The 20,776-nt window shown below is 50.8% G+C and carries 15 protein-coding genes; 7 read left to right on the forward strand and 8 right to left on the reverse strand.

Annotated elements, in window-relative coordinates:
* Positions 1 to 169: 169 nt before the first annotated feature.
* Entirely contained in the window at positions 170 to 1,750 is a 1,581-nt protein-coding gene (locus tag SH302x_RS00280; protein WP_479366490.1) for an ExeM/NucH family extracellular endonuclease, read from the forward strand.
* Positions 1,751 to 1,828: 78 nt separating this feature from the next.
* Here SH302x_RS00280 and SH302x_RS00285 read toward each other — a convergent pair whose 3' ends face one another.
* The 4 genes from SH302x_RS00285 to SH302x_RS00300 form a co-directional block, all read right to left on the reverse strand.
* Positions 1,829 to 2,194, reverse strand: coding sequence for a DUF2200 domain-containing protein (locus SH302x_RS00285; protein ID WP_479366491.1), 366 nt, complete (start codon positions 2,192 to 2,194; stop codon positions 1,829 to 1,831).
* A 63-nt stretch (positions 2,195 to 2,257) separates the two neighbouring features.
* On the reverse strand, positions 2,258 to 5,005 hold the full coding sequence (locus SH302x_RS00290) for a DEAD/DEAH box helicase (RefSeq protein ID WP_479366492.1): 2,748 nt from the start codon (positions 5,003 to 5,005) through the stop codon (positions 2,258 to 2,260).
* A gap of 206 nt (positions 5,006 to 5,211) precedes the next feature.
* The gene (locus tag SH302x_RS00295) at positions 5,212 to 5,637 is read right to left on the reverse strand and encodes a type II toxin-antitoxin system VapC family toxin (RefSeq protein ID WP_479366493.1); all 426 of its coding nucleotides are present in this window, start codon (positions 5,635 to 5,637) and stop codon (positions 5,212 to 5,214) included.
* Positions 5,637 to 5,882: a FitA-like ribbon-helix-helix domain-containing protein gene (locus tag SH302x_RS00300; RefSeq protein ID WP_479366494.1), complete on the reverse strand. Its 246-nt coding sequence runs from the start codon at positions 5,880 to 5,882 to the stop codon at positions 5,637 to 5,639. The genes SH302x_RS00295 and SH302x_RS00300 overlap by 1 nt, the downstream gene beginning before the upstream one ends.
* Before the next feature lie 509 nt (positions 5,883 to 6,391).
* Between SH302x_RS00300 and SH302x_RS00305 the strand changes: the two genes are divergently transcribed.
* The 5 genes from SH302x_RS00305 (at position 6,392) to SH302x_RS00325 (ending at position 12,926) form a co-directional block, all read left to right on the forward strand.
* Positions 6,392 to 7,447 (forward strand): poly(ethylene terephthalate) hydrolase family protein, encoded by a 1,056-nt coding sequence (locus SH302x_RS00305; protein ID WP_479366495.1) that lies wholly within the window; start codon positions 6,392 to 6,394, stop codon positions 7,445 to 7,447.
* Positions 7,448 to 7,865: 418 nt separating this feature from the next.
* Positions 7,866 to 8,975 (forward strand): hypothetical protein, encoded by a 1,110-nt coding sequence (locus SH302x_RS00310; RefSeq protein ID WP_479366496.1) that lies wholly within the window; start codon positions 7,866 to 7,868, stop codon positions 8,973 to 8,975.
* 576 nt (positions 8,976 to 9,551) lie between these two features.
* Entirely contained in the window at positions 9,552 to 10,508 is a 957-nt protein-coding gene (locus SH302x_RS00315; RefSeq protein ID WP_479366498.1) for a hypothetical protein, read from the forward strand.
* Between the two features lie 278 nt (positions 10,509 to 10,786).
* Positions 10,787 to 11,605: a hypothetical protein gene (locus tag SH302x_RS00320; RefSeq protein WP_479366500.1), complete on the forward strand. Its 819-nt coding sequence runs from the start codon at positions 10,787 to 10,789 to the stop codon at positions 11,603 to 11,605.
* Positions 11,598 to 12,926 (forward strand): hypothetical protein, encoded by a 1,329-nt coding sequence (locus SH302x_RS00325; protein ID WP_479366503.1) that lies wholly within the window; start codon positions 11,598 to 11,600, stop codon positions 12,924 to 12,926. Before SH302x_RS00320 ends, SH302x_RS00325 begins: the two co-directional genes overlap by 8 nt.
* 28 nt (positions 12,927 to 12,954) lie before the next feature.
* On the opposite strand, the gene SH302x_RS00330 is transcribed toward SH302x_RS00325, so the two are convergent.
* The 4 genes from SH302x_RS00330 to SH302x_RS00345 form a co-directional block, all read right to left on the reverse strand.
* A complete protein-coding gene (locus tag SH302x_RS00330) occupies positions 12,955 to 14,574 on the reverse strand; it encodes a prolyl oligopeptidase family serine peptidase (protein ID WP_479366505.1) in 1,620 nt (539 codons plus the stop codon).
* A 191-nt stretch (positions 14,575 to 14,765) separates the two neighbouring features.
* Positions 14,766 to 16,124 (reverse strand): DUF1552 domain-containing protein, encoded by a 1,359-nt coding sequence (locus tag SH302x_RS00335; RefSeq protein ID WP_479366506.1) that lies wholly within the window; start codon positions 16,122 to 16,124, stop codon positions 14,766 to 14,768.
* 263 nt (positions 16,125 to 16,387) lie between these two features.
* Positions 16,388 to 19,081, reverse strand: a complete 2,694-nt coding sequence (locus tag SH302x_RS00340) for a DUF1592 domain-containing protein (RefSeq protein ID WP_479366507.1) — start codon at positions 19,079 to 19,081, stop codon at positions 16,388 to 16,390.
* Positions 19,082 to 19,211: 130 nt separating this feature from the next.
* Entirely contained in the window at positions 19,212 to 20,195 is a 984-nt protein-coding gene (locus tag SH302x_RS00345; protein WP_479366509.1) for an alpha/beta hydrolase, read from the reverse strand.
* A gap of 199 nt (positions 20,196 to 20,394) precedes the next feature.
* On the opposite strand from SH302x_RS00345, the gene SH302x_RS00350 reads away from it, so the two are divergent.
* Entirely contained in the window at positions 20,395 to 20,766 is a 372-nt protein-coding gene (locus tag SH302x_RS00350; RefSeq protein ID WP_479366510.1) for a hypothetical protein, read from the forward strand.
* Positions 20,767 to 20,776 lie beyond the last annotated feature (10 nt).

Below are 20,776 nucleotides of genomic sequence, written 5' to 3' on the forward strand. Positions count from 1 at the left end.
GCAAGCAACTGACGCAGTTTGTTGCACGGGCTGGTGCTTGAACAAAAAGAAAAAACCTTCATTACGCTATTTTACCTGTCCACAACTAGTAGAATCGTATCAAATCGTGGGCAGACGAAGGCATTCAAAATCACTCCAACCAGTGCTCGCACAATTTCAAATAAGTCTAATGAATCGAATATCCAAAAAACTTCGCTGTACGCTTATTGCACTCGTGACGAGCCCTTTGCTTCTCAATTGCGGATGCAATCAAGCCTCGCCGGTTAATCCAACCCCTGTCAGTCCATCCCCCGAAGAAACGGTGCCGCAGTTGGATCAGGTTACCGCTGGGCAAGCTAACGTGATTAGTGGGGAACTGGATTCCGTCGACTGGAATTCACTGGTGGATCAAGACATCACTGTCACGGGAGATTTGGTAGTAGTGGATACTTATGATTTGGCCCGGCGGGGTCAAATTAAGGTGGCTCGTCAGCGGCTTTACGTTCCTACTACTCAAGTCGACCTTAACGATGCAGACCCAAACGGGACAACGTTCGAAGGCGGCAGCAATGTTGCAAAAGTGGTTGCTGCACAAAAATGGAACGACAAAGCGACAATCACAATTGACGATGGATTGTCCGATCAAAACATTTTTCCTCCGACATTGTTTCCCGATCTTGGCACGACCCTGCCGACCGTCCGTGTTGGATCCGCTATCCACGGAGTTAACGGAAAAATAGTGGAAGAGAATGGCAAGCTGTTCCTTGTCCCGGGCAAACCTCTCCAGTGGACTCCCGCCCCCAGGCCGCCGCGACCTGATGTTGGCGCGGCAGACGTGACGGTTGCTAGCTTCAATGTGCTGAACTATTTCACTACCATTGATGATGGAAACAATAATGCTCGCGGAGCCGACTCTGAATCTGAGCTGCAGCGGCAAGAAGACAAGCTGGTTGCCGCCATCGTTGAGCTAGACGCCGATGTGATCGGTCTTATGGAGATTGAAAACAATTTAGATGCAGAAGAACGCTTACTAGCAGCACTTAATCAGAAAGTCGGCAAGGAAGTTTATGTAGGCTGTGGGCTTCCCGAAGGCTTCGACTCTGCGCCTGGTGGTCAAGATTCCATTCGCGTTGGAATTATCTATCGATCGGATCGCGTCACGACTTTGGGTCAGGTTGCGATGATACGCGACGATGCCTTCCTGATGGCTCGAACGCCAATTGTGCAAAGCTTCCAGTCCAACAACGCGGACAAACCATTTACCTTGATCGTAAACCACTTTAAATCCAAAGGCGGCTCAGATGATGCCGATGTTGCGAATAAGGACAAAGGGGACGGCCAAGGCGCCTTCAATGCTATTCGACGTTCTCAAGCACTAGCCATTTGCAATTACATTGATCAACAACAAAAGAATTTATCGGATTCGCGGATCCTCGTCATCGGTGACTTGAACGCCTACGCGCAGGAAGACCCAATCGATGCAATGCGAGCCAAAGGATTGGTCGATCTACAAGAGTTGGCAGGCGAACAAACCTCCGTTAACGGCGAGCCGTATTCATACGTTTACCGAGGGCAAAGCGGTAGCCTGGATCATGCGTTGGCGACGAAAGCGTTGGCTGCTGATGTCACTGGCGTTGCCGCTTGGCACATCAACGCCGACGAACCGCACTTCCTGGATTACAACCAGGAATATAACCCGCAACCGTTGTATCAAGCCAATCCGTTTCGCAGTTCGGACCACGATCCCGTTATCATTGGGATTAAAAACTAGAGCTTGGACAAATCCCAGGCCCTTTATTAGAAGGCCCTTTGTTATTAGCCCGCTGGGCCAGTACGATCGGTATCCTGCTCATGATGTGCGCAGGATTTTTTCGAGCTTTCGGCCTTTCGCTAGTTCGTCTACTAGTTTATCTAGATATCGAACTTTTTGGGTTAAAGGGTTTTCGATTTCTTCGACCCGAATGCCGCAAATGGTACCTGTGATTAAGTTCGCGTTGGGATGAAGCTGAGCTCCTTGAAAGAACTGTTCGAAAGTAGATGAGGCCTTGATGTGCTCAAGTAGTGATTCCTCGCTATGTCCAGTGAGCCACTGAATCACTTCATTGAGTTCCGACTGAGTGCGTCCTTTCCGCTCGATTTTTGCGAGGTAGAGTGGGTAGACTTTTGCAAACGACATTTTGGCAATGCGTTCATCCTGTTCAGGTATGCTTTTCATGGTTGCTGATAACTATCGAAAATCCAAGTGGAGGTTGCAGTGCGATCCTACTTGGTGAGCGTTTCAGTTTACTAGGAGTTTTGCTAATGTTTCGGCTAATGAAGTCAAAGCTTGGTCGTTGGGAAGCGTCAACTTGAGTTGCGGTCGGCCATCCGAATCACGCTCGACACAACGACTTAAGTTCTCAGAGATCTCCGCGACTTGCTGTTGAGGTGCTGCTTTGCCATTGTCCAGCAGTTGAGCGACTAAGTTTAATGCAGCTCCCAGTAACTCTCCACTGGCGGATGCTACTTTGTCTCGCTTCTCCGCAATCACTACAGTTTGTTCCTTTGTTTTTTGCAATGCTGATTCATCTACGATGGCCGTGGGTTTGTTGCCCAGCAGCTTTTCAAGCCGTCGCTTGAGCGCTTCCATGCCACTTTCCAGCATTACTTCCGTCAGGTCACAATCGACATCCAACGCGGCATCGGCAAGTTCTTGTTTACTAGCCAACGTGGAAAGCAATCGTTCTTCGATCGTGTTCTCGGTTACTAGCAAGAAGACCTGGACAGGATTCTTCTGCCCCATGCGATGGGCGCGGGCAATACGTTGTTCCAAGACGGCAGGATTCCAAGGCAGATCGACATTGATAACCGTATTGGCGCTCTGCAAATTCAATCCCGTCGCCCCCGCGTTACTCATGATGATGCAGCGACAACTCGGGTCATTCTGGAACCGCTCGACAATCTTTTGACGCTGCTTCTGAGGCACTTTGCCGTCCAGTCGCACAAAATCGAAGTTGTGCTTCTGCAAGATAGGCTCGATTAAGTTCAACATCGTGGTCCATTCACTGAACATGACCAGCTTTCTCCACGGCTCGTCGGCCATCTGCTCGATTAGTTCATCAAGTGTTTCAAGCTTGCTTGAGTAACTAGGTTCCTGTTTGTTGCACAGATAAGTGCTATCCGCAGCCATCCTCGCGGTTAAAAGATATTTCTGTAGCATCAGTAGATCCATCTCTGTCAGAAATTTCTTAGCGGCAATCTGCGCTGCAAGTGCTACGTTCGCTTCGGACATCGTATGCTGCTCGTCGGTTGGACGAATGCGAATGATCTCCGTTGTTCGTTCGGGCAACTGCAAGCGAACACTATCGCGAGTTCGCCTAAGCAATAGCGGCTTGAGTGTTTCTCGCAACTCGTCCAGCTTGCGATAGCCCTTAACCCGTCCGTCGCAATCGACCACACGATGTCGGTGAAAGAATCGATAAGCTGGACCGAGCGCTTGGCTGTTGACGAAGCTGACGACGGTGAAGAGTTCTTCCAGTCGGTTTTCCAGAGGTGTGCCTGACAGGACCAATGCAAATTGGCTCTTCAAGCTCTTGAATGTTCTCGAAGTTTTCGATTCCCAGTTCTTGATGCGTTGGCCTTCATCCAAAATGATGAGGTCCCAATGCGCGGCATCCACGAGTGCTTCATCGCGAATGACTTGTTCGTAATTTGCAATCGTAAAGAACGCATCGCTTTTGTATTGCATCGCTCGTTCGGCGGCGCTGCCAACGACGATTTGCGATGAGCGATTGGAGAATCGTTTGATCTCTAGATCCCATTGACGCTTCAGTGAAGCCGGACAAACGATCAATACGCGCTTGATATCCGCAATTCTTGCAAACAACTCAGACACCCCGATACCCTGAATGGTCTTGCCCAGGCCCATGTCATCGGCCAACACCGCACGACCAGCGCCAACGACAAACGCGATTCCATCCAATTGATAAGGGAGCAATTCGGCTTTCAATAACGAGGTGCGCAGCGGATGTTTTTTGGGATCTTTTCGGATCTCAGCGCTTTGCTCTTGCAAACGTTTTTGAAGCTCGCGTTGCTCGATAAACTCAGCGGCATCCGGATAGACATGAACGGAATGACCGGCGCGCTCTAGTTTTCGAACAATCTTCACCGCTTGATGTGTATCGGTGATGGTCTGGTCGATCAGTGGGCGACAAAGCTTGGCGACATCCGCTGGAAGCTCGGTCGGCAAATTCAATCGCAGGCCAATCGGATCGGCATAGTGAACACGCAATGAAAAATTGCGCCGCAGGTAGGGCGTTGAGAGTTGTTTCTTTGTAAAGCGTTTTGGCAGTTTGTCGACAACGGCCAGAATATGTTTACAAGTCCCAAGATGATTGATACGAAAGTCCGGGCAAGAGCAATAGGATTCTCCAGGTTGCAGACCTCGCAAAGATACGCGATAGGTCTTGCCCGACTCGAGGCTAGTCACGCTGTAATCAGACCAAGGTGTCGACGTAGAAGCTGGCTTGATGCGCATACGATCTTCTTTGGCTCGGATCTGACGTTCCGCTAGTGCTCGCAGCAGCAGTTCTTTTTCGGTTAAGTTCTCAATCGGTTCCTGGAGATCGGGCTCTTCGGACAAGCCCAACGCGAGCTTGTTTTCCAGCACGGCTCCCAAGACACTGGCGATGTGGATGCAGGTGGATTGGCAATGGGCGCAGTTGGTTTGCAGTCCTTGACTTCTTCCCGTTTTTTCGACGATGGTAACGACCGCCACACCATCGACGGCATCGCTTTCAGGTACTTTCGCGATCAACGTGTCGGTCAGAAGTTTCAATCGCGAATCAACTGTGAAGTCCAATCGCGAGGATTGCCGCAGCATCGCTTCGCCCTCAGTGCCCAGCAGGCGACAAGCGGCTTGATAGGTAAGCCTGCTTAAACGATCTCGCAGCGTCAATCGTTTCGTGACGCGGTTTGAGGATTTTTGGCCCGCTGGTTTTGCTTTATGGGATGTGGCCTTGGACTGTTTCGCGGACTGCGTGGGCATGTCGATTCCTTGCCTAGAAGCTGTAATAGGACGATCGGGCCGATTATACCGCAATCATTGCTTGGCAACGAGTGAGGCGAATATAGGGAGACATCAATGCATCCTGCCATGTTTACCAACAGGTGAGCAATCGACGTCCCCTTCGATTCGTTGGGAATTAGCGAGCGGATCTCCGGTCAGGAATGCATCATGGGGTCAGCAAAGCATCAGCCTCCATCGCTCCAAGGATTGACCAACGAAATACCTGTGTCTAGGAAATGCTTGAGGTTGCGAGTAACTAGAACGGCATGGCGGGCAGAGACTATCCCCGCTATCTGTACGTCGCGTATTTCGACAGGACGACCAAGGCTGTGTAGCACAGTTGCAATCTCGCCGGCTCGGTTAGCGGCCATGCGGTCAAAATCCAAGATACGATTCTCCAACTCCTCCACAATCATGGCTTCGAAAGCTTGTTGCAAGGATCGCTTCCGCTTGCCGTCGGGCAATGAATGAAGGCCGAAACTGATTTCAAAGATGCTGATGCTGCTGGTCCAAATAGAATCATTCGCCTGAGAGTTTAACCACTCGACCACGCGAGGATCTGGCTGAACCTTCATCAGTTCCGAGATTACGTTCGTATCGAGCACAAACATTATTCAAACTTCGTGGGCAAGACTTGGCGACCACGAAGTTCTTGAATTGGATCCTTCAAGCCAATTTTAGCAAAGCGTTTCGCGATCCTGGTCCCGATGTTGTTAGGCGTTGACGTATGCGACAGAGCGGCCTTCCGCAGCGTTTCGCGTACGAACTCTTCAAGGCTCTGACCCTGACTTTGAGCCATTTCTCGCAGCTTCAAATGAATGTCATCTTCCAGGTTTCGAACAATAAATTGGGCCATCGTCAGGTCTCCTTCTGATATCAAGATATCATTTCCATCTGCTGCGAGTCAAGCGTTTTTCGCTCGTCGGGAGCGAAAACGAAGTTTTTGCAAAGCATCGAAACCGAGTGATCGGGGAAAGACAAAGTTGACCCAAGGCTTCTTTAAGCCAGACCAATTTGAGCTAGGATACCCACCGCTAGGGGGGGGCGATCGCGACGTGTCTGGCTGTTTATTGGTCCAACGAATATAGGGAGACATCGAATAAAGCCCACCATATTTGCCGTCATAGCAAAATTCGTCGTCTCTTTTGATTCGTTGGAAGTTCAAGAGGCAATTCGCCGAAATGGATGCCAAGTAAGTCCGCTAACGGAACGAAGCTAGATCCTAAGGGTTAAACCGTCATGCAGAATTTAGCCTAAACTTTTCTGCTACTATTTCGGCTGTTCCATGCGTGCATGCCTCCAGCGGCAACTCATCCGGAACACCATTTCTTCAATCCTTTCTGACTTATGGCGGAGTTGAAACCAATGAGAATGAAATACCTGGCTCTGGTTTGCGTAGTCGCTCATCTTCATTTCACAAGCATTTCATTGGCGGATGACGCGGTGTCCGGACCAACCAATGAAACAATCACGCGGACTATCGAAGACGGTGGGACCGGACGCTACAAAGCGATCGTCGTCAGCGACAGCAGCTTGGCAACCCACGCCATTTATCGCCCAGCGGACTTGAGCAGCTTTGGCGATGCCGCCAAGCTGCCGATACTTGCTTGGGGCAATGGTGCCTGTGCGAACTCCTCTCAGGAGCATCAAAACTTTCTATCGGAGATCGCTTCGCGGGGTTATCTTGTGGTTGCCATTGGTCCACTGCAAGCAGAGTCTCAAGGGGGCCGTGGTGGACGAGGCGGCGGTACAAAGTCTTCTTTACTGACTGACGCAATTGATTGGGCTGTTGCACAAAACGCAAACGAGCAAAGCATTTACTTTGGCAAAATAGACACGTCCAAGATTGCTGTTGCAGGTATGTCGTGTGGCGGTTTACAAGCGCTAGAAGTGTCGTCAGATCCACGAGTATCAACGACCATGGTTTGTAACAGCGGCGTCATTGGCGGAGGTGGGCCAAGCCGACCTCGCGGCCCAGCAGCTCCCGCCGAAAATAACGCGAATGAACAAGCCGATGCACAAACAACCAGTGGAGAGAAGGATGATACGACAGCACCGCCTGCACCGCCTGCTCGTCGTCCAGGCGGGATGCCCGGTATGCCTGCTGTCACCAAAGAGTTGCTCACCAAGCTTCACGCGCCGATTCTGTACTTGCTAGGAGGAGAATCGGACATCGCTTATCAGAACGGCATGGACGATTTTCGACGGATTGAAAAGTTACCAGCGTTTGTGGCGAATATGGATGTCGGACATGGCGGCACGTACGGACGGCCTCATGGCGGCGAGTACGCAACGGTAGCAGCAGCTTGGCTGGACTGGCAACTGAAAGGCGATCAAGAAGCCGCCAAGATGTTCGTTGGAGAGGACTTTGCTTTGTCGAAAGCAGAGAACTGGAAAGTTGAAAAGAAGAACATTCCTTAGAGTTAATCTTTCGTCTGCTTCGGATCCGTTGATCCGTGTGGCCGTTATTTTGTCCAGCGAATTGAGGGAGACCACGAATAAAGCCGCAACAGGAACATTCGTCGGTCTCTTTTGATTCGTTGGAATTCTAGGTGCGGCTGATTAATCGATGCTGTTTGGAATTGTCCTGGCAGCAAGTCTCCGCAGTTGGTCTTGGGCACTCTTGAGTCTTCGAGTGTGGCTGTTGATTTGTCCAACGAATTTAAGGAGACCACGGATAAAGTCTTCTGTGTTTCCTGCGTCTAAAAGTTCGTCGTCTCCTTGAGTTCGCAAAAACTGGGAGAAAATCTGTGAAGCCACTTGCCTCTGTTTTTTTTTTTTTTGATAAAATCGCCTTGTAATGCGGCTCCTACATCCTCCTCTCTCGTGCGAGGGCCAAATGGTCTTTTTGCAGCCTGGTTTCGCTTTGCTCATGGCCTTTCTTTGGCTAGTGTTGTTTCCAGATGGTGTAGTCGGTCAGGAAGCAGTTGCTGATGCTCCCGTCTCGCGACGAACGATTAAAGGGCAAGTCGTGTTGCGAAGTACATCGGCCCGTTTCGCCAATAGCAGTGAGTTGTATTTGGGCGATCTGAAGGTGGGTGAGACTTGTAATGTGGAGTTGGCCATACTCAACGATACGGGTGCCGATCTGGTTTTTGAGCGCATTATGCCGTCGTGTGATTGCATGGACGTGAAGCTTCCGCAAGGTCTCGTGGCGAATGGGCAGACTGTTCACGGCGCGATTCTATTGCAAGTAAAAAGCGTTTTCTACGGTGTGGACTACAAGCAGTCATTCAAAATTCTTTCCCAGGGCGGTCAAGAATCTTTTGTTGTGGTTGGAGGGCGTTTGACGGGATTGGCGAGCTTCAAATCGCCATCTTTTCACCACAACGTGCCGGTGGGTGAGTCGGAGGCTAGCTTTCAGGTGCCGCTGTCGGTTAGCAGCGATATGAAGCTTTCTGACTTAAAGGTGACTGCCAGCAATGAATTGGAGGTCGGCGATTATGCATTCGAGCAGACCAAGCAAGGGCCGGTCGTGCGCTGCACAACGTATCTTGGCAAGCTGGATAGTGTTTCTGGGGAGTTGTTGTTGACGTCTAAGTCAAATCCGAATCTTCGGTCTGCGATTTTGGTGGTGGTGGCGAGGGAAACGCCCGTGAAATTAGTGCCAGAAGTAGTAGTTGTCACCCAGAAGAAGCCCGACTTGTGGGAGGGTAGTGTGCTGGTCAACTTTCGCGAGTATTTGAGGAAGGCGGATGAAGGTCAACGCGACATCGTGCCATCAGTTGTTTGCCATCAAGTTCCTGCGGGCGGCTATAAGGTCGTTTGCGAAGTGCAGGAATTAGCGCAGGGAATTTGCCGAGTGAATTTTTCAGCGGACTTCCGGCGTCCTCAGATTGGCGGCGATGTTGAGGTTAAGAATCTTGACGTTCAGCTTTCGGATCAATTGCAGTGGAAGATATGTTTGGGATCAGATTGTTTTGAGTTTACCAGGCGTTTAGGTTTTTAAGTTTTTAGGTCTCTGGAGGTTTGTCGCGATGAAGATTGTACTATCTCTAATGTTGGTGTGTTTGTCGTGTGTTGCATTCGGTCAGCAACATGTGCCGCCTGCGCCGGGAAATTGTTGGATTGTAAAGACGGACGCATGTACTAATTTCGCGCCAGCTACGTGCAGTACTAACCCGTCCGGGTATGGTCCCAATGCTGGGTACGATGGGATAAGCTGCTCGGAAAAATGGACAGGGGATCTTTGTGGTTGGGATGAAAACTTCACGTCATCTGCAACTCGGAGCGATCCTGTGCAGATTCCGCCGACTGGTCATGGCTTCGACGGTATTCATCAAAATACTACAAGCGTTAACTGTGGTACGTTCAGACTTTGTGAATGTTGGAGAGGACTTGGGCTCTACCCGCCAAGTAGTTGTTACATGCCTGACGATGCGCCTGTATTCACGTGGTCCTTTCCATCGCATGGGGTGCAGGGCTATGATTGCTATGGTCCGCAGTCGGGCTACGGAAATCCCTACGGCGGCTACTAATCCCACTTTGTCGGCGTTCGAAGTCCGAAGGAATGAGGAGCTTTCACATGTTAAAGCCGTTACTATCGTTATTTGTATTGTTATTATGTGTTTGTCCGTGCGGTGCACAGGCCGATCCGGAATTGATGAGCGCACTCGAAACATCGAAACTCAATGCGCTTGCCAACGAGCGATTTGAAGTGGTTGTCAGGTTAAATTGGCTTCGAATACCAACCGGAGCCAACCTGAATCGGACGCTGCCAGAAATGGTAAGGACAACGCGTATTTATGTTGACAAGAAAAGCAACGTCTGTGTGTACGCATCGTACAAAGAATTTTTAGGGCTTCCTGAAAACAGTAGGCCTTCTAGCGGCAGCGGGTTGGTTGATACGGCAAAGATTTGTATGTTTGAAGTTGGAAACAGTTGGGGCTTTGACGCGCTTACCAAATCGGAACTACGTCTGAAAGAGAGTGCCAATGTCGAAGGTTTTCTGATTAATCAAGGAGTGCCATTAGTCGAAGCGCTCGAATTTGTTGGAGACGTTAGTGTGCCCCGTCCGGAGCAACCACTTGAGCAACTTCTGGATTTCATAATCGAAACTCAGAAACTAGCTACTACTTCCAACTCACCGGATGGGCTATTGATTTCGCGGTTTGAAGCGGAGTCGTCACGTAATCATTCAGAAAGCTGGATCGATCGAAAGATCTCACATTCCATTCGTCGGAAAATCTATTCCACCGTCCAAGGGGTTCGCGAGATACACTCCGACGGCCACTATGACTATAAGGAAGTAAACGGAATTGTCGTTCCCACTAAAGCGCAATACACGATATTCAAATATCCATATACCGAAGGCCCCAACACTCCCAAGATCGAAACGGATATCGTAGTCACTGTCGAATTTGATTGGAGGCAAGTCAATCCAAAAGTACTATTGGTCCCTGAGGATAAGTATCTCAAAAAGGTAAGCGAGAGCTTGGCTACCCTGAAAAGTTTCTGTGAGGGGCGTGATAAAGATGAATAGTCGTCTTTTCTAGTCTGCGAACTGTGATGGTTTGAGAATTTGAGCATGGCACTGGAGCAGATTTCATTGGCCGACATGTAGTGCGGTGTCTGTCGATCGTGAAGCATCAGAAGAAGAACTCAATATAAGGCGTATCGAAGGTGTTCAGAGGGCTGCTCTCGTTACTCGTGCTGCAAATGTGTGTATGTCCATGTCATGCGCAGGCCGACCCGGAATTGCTAAGCATACTGGAAACGTCGAAACTCAATGCACTTGCCAACGAGCGCTTTGAAGTTGTCATGAAGCTTAGTTGGCTGCAAGTACCGACAGATACGAATATGATTCGGTCGATTCCCGAAGTAAACGGGGCGTTTCATATTTACGTTGACAAACGAAATAACGTCTGCGTGTACGGCAAGTACAAAGAATTTTTGGGTCTTCCTGAAAACAAAGAAGTCTCTAGTGGCAGCGGGTTGGTTGATACAGCAAAGATTTGTAAGTTTAGCGGTCGGACCAGTTGGGGCTTTGACTGTCTTACCAAATCGGAACTAAGTCTGAAAGAGAGTGCCGACGTCGAAGGTTTTCTTATCGAGCAGGGATTGCCGCTAGTGGAAGCGGTCGAGTTTGTTGGTGATCTGAGGGTGGGGCGGCCATCACAACCGCTTGATCAACTCTTGGATTTCACGATCGAAACTCAAAAACTAGCCACTACTTCCAACTCGCCAGACGGACTATTGGTTTCGCGATTTGAACCTGAGTCGAAACGTTACCATTCTGAAAGCTGGATCGATCGAAAGATATCGCATTCCATTCGTCGGAAAATCTATTCGAACAGCCAAGGACGCCGTGAGGAATATTCGGATAGCCAGTATCAGTACAAAGAAAAAAATGGAATCATAGTTCCAGTTAAAATACAGAACACGCTTTTCAAGTTTCCTCATCAACCCATGCCCAATGACGTGCGAATCGAGACCGATGTTTTCATCACTGTTGACCTTGATTGGAGACAAGTCAATCCGAAAGTACTATTGGTCCCCGATGACAAGTATCTCAAAAAGGTAAGCGAGAGCTTGGCTACCCTAAAGAACTTCTGCGAGGGGCGTAATAAGGATGAATGAAGGATGCCTTTTCGCTCGCATTGCATTGAACGGCTTGCTCCTGCTCCTTGGTTCTGCCTGCTTGATTTTTGGGGACGAACCATGTGCGATCACAAAGAAAGTTGTAGTCATTTCATCAGATCCTCAGAACGCGGAGGACTTGAAGTTGCTCTTGGAGAAGGAAAATTTCAGTGTAGTGAACACGGGGCTTTCCAACTTCCGCTACGATCCTACGCTAGCGACAGATCTTGTGGTTCTTGATATTTCTCCTGCAAACGTTTCGCAGATCGACGTTGAGGTACTACTAGGTATTCGCGATGAATGGCGCATTCCCACATTGCTGCTCGGAAGTGCGGGGCTTCGAGTCGCTCGCGATTGGGAAGTACTTGGAGGGATTGGTTGTACTTGTCTCAACAGCGCTCTAGTAGAATGGGATCAGAAACACCAAGTATTTGCGGGGTTGAAAGCGGGTACGATTCCTGATGCTGTTCGAGTGTTTGATCCCTCATTCCACAAAACACTTGCCGACTGCTTGCATATTTCGTCAGGCGACACACGACATGCAGTAAACGGTCAAGGGTGGTGTTCTTATGCAGCTTGCTATGACTATTATCCAGAAGTTGAAGTAATTAGCGGTGGCGCAAATCCAAAGACAAATCGCTCGGCGGCTATTTGGCGACAAGGGAATCTGATGCATTTTGGTTTTCAGGAACGCGTCAAAGAGCTGAACAGCTTTGGAAGAGACGTGCTTGTTGCAAGTGCTCACTATATTGTTCAATTTCGAGAAGATTTACCAATTGCCAAGACGCCGTCAGTATTTAATGGACCGATCTGCCACAGTCGCACAATAATGGCAGGACTTCTTTATGACTCAATCGAGGATTCTGCGACGCTGAAAGCCTTTCTTGACGAGGGAGATGTTCAAGTTTTGGAACAAATGCTGCAAAAAACTGAACGCCAGCAATGGATAGAAGAAAACTACAGGTATTTCCGACCATTGCCGGGTGGGCTGGTCACGGTGGACAAGCCGCTTCGAGAACTAAATCTCGAGTTTTCGAATATCGCTACAGTTAGAAGGTTGGTTGATATGCTTGGCGAGGATCACAGAAAGCGGAACCTGGCCTTTGAATTGCTTTCTCGTTATGTGCCTTGCGGCCCCACAGCATCATCTGAAGCACCGACATGGCGAGTCTGGTTACTGGAGAATGAGAAATATATATTTGCATCGGACAACGGGGACTATTGTTGGTATATGGATGATCTTGCAAAGAAAAGATCGGTGCCCACAGCATCGCTTCGCGGTTGGGACCGAAGGGACCAAGTGGTAATGATTCAAGAATGACATCGTTGAGGGTGTTACTGGATGAACTCTATTCAGAAGTCATCTCGAATTGGATTTTTCCTAACGGCCCAAAGTCGACTTGATAAGTCGATGGCTGCGCTACGTAGACTTGCCCCAAGGCGCCTGAAAGAATAACGCTGCCGGCAGGGATGGTGTAACCTCGCTCGACCGCTTGATTCAATAACGATTGCAAGTCTTCCCACAAATCTAGCTCGATGCTCGCAGCGCTCAAGTTGCCAACAGGCTGCCCGTCTCTTTGGACGGTAATGGTCAATTCCTGAGCGTTAAACTCCGCGGGCTTGATCGGATCGCCCATCAGAAAACGACTAGCGCCGATATTCAATGCGACGGTTTCCGCTAGCGTTGGCTCCTGTCCTAAACGTTGTGTATATCGCTTAGGCATCTCAATAACAGGCACCAAATGTTTCACTGCCGATTTCGCATGCTCTACTGTCGGGATCTCGTACGCGATATCGACGTCAATCACAAAGCCAACTTCGGTCTCTAAAATCGTCTCAGCGTCTGTATCGATGGCGATGCGCTGCGGTTGTTTGGTCGTCAGCTTGCCAGATTCAAACAATACGCCAACTAAGGGATGGGTGATGCCCAGTTCCAGTTGGTTTGACTTGTAAACCGCGCCGCCCTTGAAACCAACCAAGCGGTCGCTTTGCATTTGACGCTGGACCGCGCGGCGTTGAATGGCAAAGCAATCTTTCAACGAAGGCTTTTGCTGCATACTGGCCACCGTCGGAATCGAGGCATCGTTTTGTAAAGCTTGATGCAAAGCTCGTTCATAATCGCGGACCCAAGCTGCGTCGAGGTAGCCGTTCGCTTCTGACCAGTTCAAAAAGGCGGCTCGCCAGTTATCCAAAGTCTGTCCCGATCTTCGCGCGCCAAAACCATGGGCTCCGTTTTGATAAACGTGCAGTTCCGTCGATGCACCGGCCTTACGCAGTGCAACCGCCATCGCCAGGCTATTTAACGAATCGTCAGCGAAAGCATGCGCGACAAAAAACGGTGGGCTATTTCTGTTTAACTTGGAAGCAATCGCTGGCTTCACTTCACCGCTGCGGTTGACCAAACCACCCGCATAAACCAAGGCGGCAAACGTCGGTCGACAGGATGCTTCATCGTGTTGATCGATGGCTGCGTATTGACGATCGTCATCATGAGTGGCTAGCCAAGCGCAAATTTCCGCACCGGCTGAAAATCCAATGCAGCCGATGCAGTCAGCGTCCAGTTGCCACTCGGCAGCTCGCGAACGAATCAAGCTGAGCGATCGTTGCGCGTCTTGCAAGCCAATACTAGCGGGAGCTGGTACGCGGTATTTCAAGACAAACGCGGTGAAGCCTTGCTCGGTCAGCCACTGGGCAACTTCAAACCCTTCATGTTCAATCGCCAAGCGTTGCAATCCACCGCCCGGACAGACCAAGACGGCCGCTCCGTTGCGTTTCTCCGGCGGAGGCAGGAACACCGATAACGTTGGGACGCTGACATTGGTCAGTTGGTAGAAGGGGCGAGGTCGATTTTCCAGTATCTGTTCAGGCCCGGAAACTCGGATCGCGGTCGGCGGTTTATCTGGCCAAACATTTAACACCGAGTCAGGCTCGTTTGCCTGCATGGTTGTTTGGCTTCCGAGTAAGAGCATAAAGATAATGCTTATAACGCAAGCGAGATGCAACGGTTTGTGGGTGGGAGCAAAGTTGAGCATGAGGTCTCGATGATTCAGAAGATAATACTAAGCACACTCAGTGTGCCGTAACAAAGGTAGTAGGCACACTCGGTGTGCCGTAAAACCATTCCTGCGGACGGCACGGCGGAGCGTGCCTGCCACCTTGTCTATACGTTGTTCAAAGGTCCGGAGGAATCGCCAAAACGAGCCAGGTCTTTGACCCCCATCTTATCAGCAATCGACAGGTAAAGGTTGGTTATTGGCACCGAACCGTGATTCACAAATCGACCTGGCGTCAGCAGCCCACCGCCATTGCCGGCGCACAGTACCGGAAGGTCACGGTGCGTGTGGCGATTGCCGTCGGCATTCCCGCTGCCATAGACAATGATCGAATTGTGCAGCAGCGAATTGCCATCGACATCCTCGATCGAATCCAAACGCTGCAGCAGTTTGGCAAACTGTTTCGAATACCAATAGTCAATCTCTGCAACCTTTTCGATCCGGTCTTCTTTGTTTTGGTGATGCGTCAAATCGTGATGGCCTTCCGAGATACCGATGAAGTCAAACGATCGATTATCGCCATCATGGCCAAGGAGTAGGCTAGTCACTCGAGTTGAATCCGTTTGGAAAGCCAGGGCCATCAGCTCGCACATCAAATTGACATGCTCTTCGTGGGAAGTTGGGATACCAAGGGGCGTTTCAATTTGTGGTTCTTGAGGGTCACCAAAACGTTCAGCTTTCTCAATGCGTTTTTCAAGTTCCCGGACGCCGGTCAAATATTCATCCAGCTTCAATTGGTCAGAGCCCTGCAAACGTTTCTGCATCGCTCGAGCATCGTCCATGACAAAATCTAGCACGCTACGTTGTTCGATGCGGCGTTGCTTCAAGCTGGCAACTCTTTCACCGGGCTTGCCGGAACCAAAGAGTCGTTCGAAGACCAAGCGAGGGTTGTTCTCGGTGGCCATCGGTGTCGTTTCGGATTGCCACGAGATATTGTATTGATAAGCGCACGAATAACCTGAGTCGCAGTTGCTCGCTTGACGTTGCGGATCGGAGGCAAGTTCCAGCGAGGGGAAACGCGTCAAGTGCCCAATGTTCTGCGCAATCACTTGATCGATCGAAACTCCCGCGCGAATGTCGGTTGCACTTTTGTTCAAACGCACGCCGGTCAGGAAGGTACCATTGCCGCGAGCATGGTCACCACCGCCGTCGGGTCCGCCTTCAGCAGACACGTTGTCTAGGCCTTTTAAAATCTGAAACCTGTCACGCAGTTCCGCAAGTGGTTCCAGAGTTCGGCTGAGCCGATTTTCCGTCGCACTTTCATCGGGCCAAAAGTATTTTGGAATCGCGCCATTTGGGAAGAAAAGAAATGCGGTTCGCAGCGGAGCGCCTGTAGCCGTCGTGGCCAAACCGAATTCGCCGCTGGCGGCGTACGCGTAACCGGATCGCAGCGATTCAAACGCGGGCAGAGCTACACAAGCTCCGATGCCTCGCAAGAAACCTCGACGGGAAAATGGTTTGTGCATGGTCAGTTACCTTTACGTGGAAATCTTAAGGGGATTCTTTGCGGGAAATCAATTGGTCAAAGGCAGGTTTGGAACTCACGAAAAGTGAGATCGGTTCGCTCTGCTGTGTTGGTAATCGTTCACGGCTCGATTAGCCGCAGGGCGATAGCCCCGGTTTTTGTAGCCTCTCACCTGACAACCGCGGCTATCGCCCAGCGGCTCATTAACGCGTGTTTCTGTGGCTTTTATGATCGAGGTGTGAACGGCTAATTGCTTTGCGAACATCAAGGGTGGCTGGCGACGGAGTGGGGGTTCGTTTTTGGAGGCTGAGTCCGCTGGAACGCGTTGGAATTGATCACGCCGCTGATCAGCTTGGACGCTTGGCCACCGCTGCTTTCCAGCTCCGTCACGATATTATCGATGGTTTGTACGTCTTCATATTCTACGGCACGACCCAGCGCATAGGTTAACACCTTTTCGGTAATACAACGATAAAAATCGAGTCGGCGGCTGCTAGCAAGGATTTCTTTCAGTTCGCGAACGTCAGCAAAACTCTCTCCGGTCACTAGCGTACCCGCAGCATCGATGGTTTGCCCTAATTCCGCTTTGCGAAAACGCCCCATCGCGTTGAAATTCTCGAACGCGAGTCCCAGCGGGTCCATACGATTATGGCACGAGCTGCACACCGGATTCTCGCGGTGCATGGCCAACGATTCTCGCAAGCTGAGCTTTGGCGTCTCGCCTGGTCGGCCTTCCACACCTTCATCCAGCGCGGGCACATCGGGTGGCGGAGCTCCGGTGGGTGTCCCTAAGATATTTTCAAGAATGTAAAGTCCTCGCTTCACCGGCGACGTCCGATCGGGATTGGACGTGACGCTGAGGAAAGTTCCCGTAGTCAGTATCCCTCCACGCACGCTATCGGCGGGCAAGTCGACTTTGCGCATCTCTGCGCCGGTGACGCCGTCGATCTGATAGTGGGCGGCAAGTGTCTCGTTTAGGAAAGTGTATTTGCCATTGATCAGATCCAGTACGCTTTGATCGTTGCTTACGATATGTTGCAGCAGTAGTTCGGCTTCATACTTCATTGCGCGTCGGATATCGTCCGTCAAGTCGACGCGAGGAACGCTTCCAGACTGAGAGCGGAACTCGGCTTGGACAACTTCAAATTCTTTGTTCTCTTCCTCAGACCGCTGGTCCCCTTTGCGGAACAGCTCAAAGAAACGTTGGCGCAAGGTGTCGGATACAGGAGTCGATGTTTGTTCGCGTCGCAGAACGGCACGAGCGCTGATCGGAATGGTTTCGATCGCTCGAGCTTGCAACCATTGACCGACAAAGTTTTCGTAGAACGCTTTGGCTTTGGAATCGGACAGCATTCGGGAAACTTGCACATCCAGGTTGGCTCGCAGTTGCCCTTCATCGGCTAATCGAGTCAACTCCGCATCAGGCATCGATGACCAAAGGAAGTAGGACAATCGCGAGGCTAGTGAATGTTCATCGATGAAAGGAAACGGAGTTTGCTGAGCGTCCTTTTCAGCGAACTCTTCGCGGAAGAGAAACTTGGGTGAAGCGAGAATGGCCGTCATCGCACTAGCGACACTTTCTTCAAACGGCTTTCCGACCTCCTGCAATGAAGTAGACAATTCGACTAAACGATCCAGTGTGTCTGCGTCGACAGGGCGGCGGAATGCGCGGCTTGCAAAGCTTTGAAGCAGCTCTCGTGCATAGACCTGTCGCGCCGCTGCCGATTGCGGCACGTCTCTTGGAAAGAACTTGTCATAGTTGTCCGGTTTGACAAAGAACTCTGGAGCGCTGGGACCTTCCAAAGTGATGGTCGAGATTTGAAAGCGTAAGTTGCGAATTTGAGGCTCTTGCGAAAGTGGTTTGACGGTAATCACAAACTCGTGCTGGCCCGCTTCCCATGTTTGATTGAATCGGAAGTTGTACTTCTTCCCGCCTTGGCGAACGAGTTCTTGTTGCAGCAGCGTCTGCCCATCCACGGCGAAAGTCATTTCGCACTTGTTTAGATCAAATTGATTATCGACATAGGTCTCGAAGGCCCGCATGTCCAATTCCACGACGTATTGGCCAGGCAGTTCGACAGCGAACGTATGCCGCGCGACATTCGCTTGATAGTAGGAAAGTTCCAGCGGACCATATTCATCACGTAGACCGCCACCACGTGGGCTGGTGCGGTTGGCTCTGTTGCTGCCTCGGCGAGCGGGCGCTGCTTCGTTGTTGGTATTATCGGCGGCCTCTGCAGTCGCATCATTGCTCTCTTCAACGACTGGGTCTAGCTGAAAGCGTCCTCCAGGGATAGCTTGGCGACGAACGACCGCCGCTTGCGTGGGTACGGCTCGCCGCACGATGTCGTTGGCCGCGTCGACGTATTTCTCGAAGAGCAGCGGTGAGATCGACAACACATCGCCAATGTTATCAAAACCGTGCCCCGTATCGTCTGCTGGGAAATTGGTAGCAGTATCGTAATCAATGCCAATCAAATCGCGGATCGTGTTGCGATACTCGACCCTGTTCAGTCGACGGACAGTCACTTTTCCTGGTGATGGATTATTAGCATCGATCCCAAAGGCGTCGAACTTAATCCAATCGATCGTCGACGCGATCTCTTCGGCTGAAGGTTGAGCTTCGTCTCGTGGCGGCATCAAGTCTGCTTGCAACTGCTTTAATACTCGGTGCCACTGTTGGTTGCGCAGATGTCCATTGGGTTCTTGCAATAGTGCGTCGAACGAAAAACTACCTTCGGCAGAACCGTCGGCGTGACAAGCGAAACAGTTCTCCGCAAACATCGGCTTGATTTTCTCGCGAAACTTCTCGCCCAGTTCGATCGTTGGTTGTGGTTCGGAAGCGGCTACGGCAGGCGACTCGATTTCGTCGCAGTATGCGGTAGCAGCCAGCGCAATCGACGTTGCCGACAAAGCTACAAAAGAACGAAGGGATTGGGGCAAGTTGAAATAAGTCATGCTGTCTTTTATGGAAGGCAAATCAAAGCGTAGGTGGTTCGGTTCTATACGCCGCGTAGCGAACTATAGTTGGCTCACATGCAAGGCTAGTCAAGCAAATAAAGGCGTTGGGGCAGCAGGTTGATCGGCTCTACTGGGTTGTGGCTGGTCGATTTTGTGGTGACCGCCGCTGGTTGGCTCGCTGCATCCGCGTTTTTTGTTCAGCCAATTCTTTTTCGTATGTTTCGCGGCCGCTGGTATCCAAAATGAAATTGTCCGTGAGCCAATCGCCCAATCGATCCGGCCAAGTAGAGATGGTGGCTAATTTTGAACGATTGCCCATGTTAAAGCCGTGCCCTCCGCGGGCATAAATATGGACTTCCATCGGCACCCCTGCAGCGCGCAGCTTGGGCATCAAATCAAAAATGGTGCGTGCGGCTCCCATGTCGTCGTTGGCGACCATCATCCAAGTGGGCGGCGTGTTTTCCGGAAGCGTTTCGGGAATTCCTAACGGTCCAGGGTAAACATAGATTTGAAAGTTAGGCAGGCTGCTGGCTTGTGAAACTGGGTCGGTAGCCTCAGGCTGCGCGGCGTCCGGAGAGTAACTGACTAGGGAGACCACTTCGCCACCGGCAGAAAATCCCATGATGCCAATGCGGCCAGGATCCAGGGACCAGTCTTTTGCGTGACTGCGGACCAATTGGATCGCACGTTGGCCGTCTTGTTTTGCGTGCTGGTCGATTTGATAGGGCGATGCCTCCTCGCGTCCTAATCGATACTTCAAGACAAAGGCCGTAACCCCCAAGCGATTGAAGTACTCGGCAGCTTCGACGCCTTCTGCTTTGAATACCAATTCGCGGTGGCCGCCTCCAGGACAGATCACAACGGCTGCTCCATTGGCATTCTCAGGGAAATAGGCCGTGATGGACGGATTGTGGATGTTCTTGACCCAGTAGCTTTCCGCCCGCTCGAGTTCTTGTTTGCGGTCTTCAAAACCAGGCGCACCGTCTGCCCACAGCGGGATAGTTTTGCCATTGCGAGGTGCGGTTTCGTCCGCAAGAGTTGACTTTTCCGGTAGTGCCACAATGGCCGATGAACAAAGAAGTATCGTTGGGAGAAAACGCCACAATTTCATCGGGTGGGTCCTTGAGAGAGGTCGGCAGGTCAGAACCAATTCATAACCCCGTTTAGGCTAGTCGGTTTCGGGCATTTCGTCAAAGCTGCGGACCAACGAATCGCTTTTCCGACAAGAGAAGGTCACTTGTTCAGCAAGCCTTCGCGCGGAATCTGTAGCGGCAGGTGAACCCTTTGCCCGATTGAGGGTCTTTCTGATTATGAAATCGACGATCGCCAAATCGAAACCACGCACTTTTGTCGCAGCTCTGGTAGCTCCCGAAGATATCGGCCAAGGCGACTGGATCGCGCTGCTCAGCACCACCCAAGAGTATCCCGCTTGGCTGTATGATTCCTGCAGCGTGCCATACGACCAGGTGGTTCAAATTGTGCAGCGTGATTCCAGCGGAACACCACTTAAAGTCAAGGCAATCTGCTTGCCCTACTTGCTAACCGAACCGATCGAGGGCGGCAGCAAAGTGGTCGATGTGCGGTGCAACACTGTCGTACGTATGACCAAGAAGTATGCCAAAGCATTCAAGCGGTTGCTGAACAAGAAAAAACCAGAACCCCTGGGCTGCTTAAAGCTTTGATTTCTACTTG

The sequence above is a fragment of the Njordella calcicola genome (genome assembly GCF_056494125.1).

What these genes read in the sequence shown, in the direction of transcription:
- SH302x_RS00280 (WP_479366490.1), top strand. Translation starts at nt 170, where the DNA reads ATGAATCGAATATCCAAAAAACTTCGCTGTACGCTTATTGCACTCGTG.
- SH302x_RS00285 (WP_479366491.1), bottom strand. Translation starts at nt 2,194, where the DNA reads ATGAAAAGCATACCTGAACAGGATGAACGCATTGCCAAAATGTCGTTT.
- SH302x_RS00290 (WP_479366492.1), bottom strand. Translation starts at nt 5,005, where the DNA reads ATGCCCACGCAGTCCGCGAAACAGTCCAAGGCCACATCCCATAAAGCA.
- SH302x_RS00295 (WP_479366493.1), bottom strand. Translation starts at nt 5,637, where the DNA reads ATGTTTGTGCTCGATACGAACGTAATCTCGGAACTGATGAAGGTTCAG.
- SH302x_RS00300 (WP_479366494.1), bottom strand. Translation starts at nt 5,882, where the DNA reads ATGGCCCAATTTATTGTTCGAAACCTGGAAGATGACATTCATTTGAAG.
- SH302x_RS00305 (WP_479366495.1), top strand. Translation starts at nt 6,392, where the DNA reads ATGAGAATGAAATACCTGGCTCTGGTTTGCGTAGTCGCTCATCTTCAT.
- SH302x_RS00310 (WP_479366496.1), top strand. Translation starts at nt 7,866, where the DNA reads ATGGTCTTTTTGCAGCCTGGTTTCGCTTTGCTCATGGCCTTTCTTTGG.
- SH302x_RS00315 (WP_479366498.1), top strand. Translation starts at nt 9,552, where the DNA reads ATGTTAAAGCCGTTACTATCGTTATTTGTATTGTTATTATGTGTTTGT.
- SH302x_RS00320 (WP_479366500.1), top strand. Translation starts at nt 10,787, where the DNA reads ATGAAGCTTAGTTGGCTGCAAGTACCGACAGATACGAATATGATTCGG.
- SH302x_RS00325 (WP_479366503.1), top strand. Translation starts at nt 11,598, where the DNA reads ATGAATGAAGGATGCCTTTTCGCTCGCATTGCATTGAACGGCTTGCTC.
- SH302x_RS00330 (WP_479366505.1), bottom strand. Translation starts at nt 14,574, where the DNA reads ATGCTCTTACTCGGAAGCCAAACAACCATGCAGGCAAACGAGCCTGAC.
- SH302x_RS00335 (WP_479366506.1), bottom strand. Translation starts at nt 16,124, where the DNA reads ATGCACAAACCATTTTCCCGTCGAGGTTTCTTGCGAGGCATCGGAGCT.
- SH302x_RS00340 (WP_479366507.1), bottom strand. Translation starts at nt 19,081, where the DNA reads ATGACTTATTTCAACTTGCCCCAATCCCTTCGTTCTTTTGTAGCTTTG.
- SH302x_RS00345 (WP_479366509.1), bottom strand. Translation starts at nt 20,195, where the DNA reads ATGAAATTGTGGCGTTTTCTCCCAACGATACTTCTTTGTTCATCGGCC.
- SH302x_RS00350 (WP_479366510.1), top strand. Translation starts at nt 20,395, where the DNA reads ATGAAATCGACGATCGCCAAATCGAAACCACGCACTTTTGTCGCAGCT.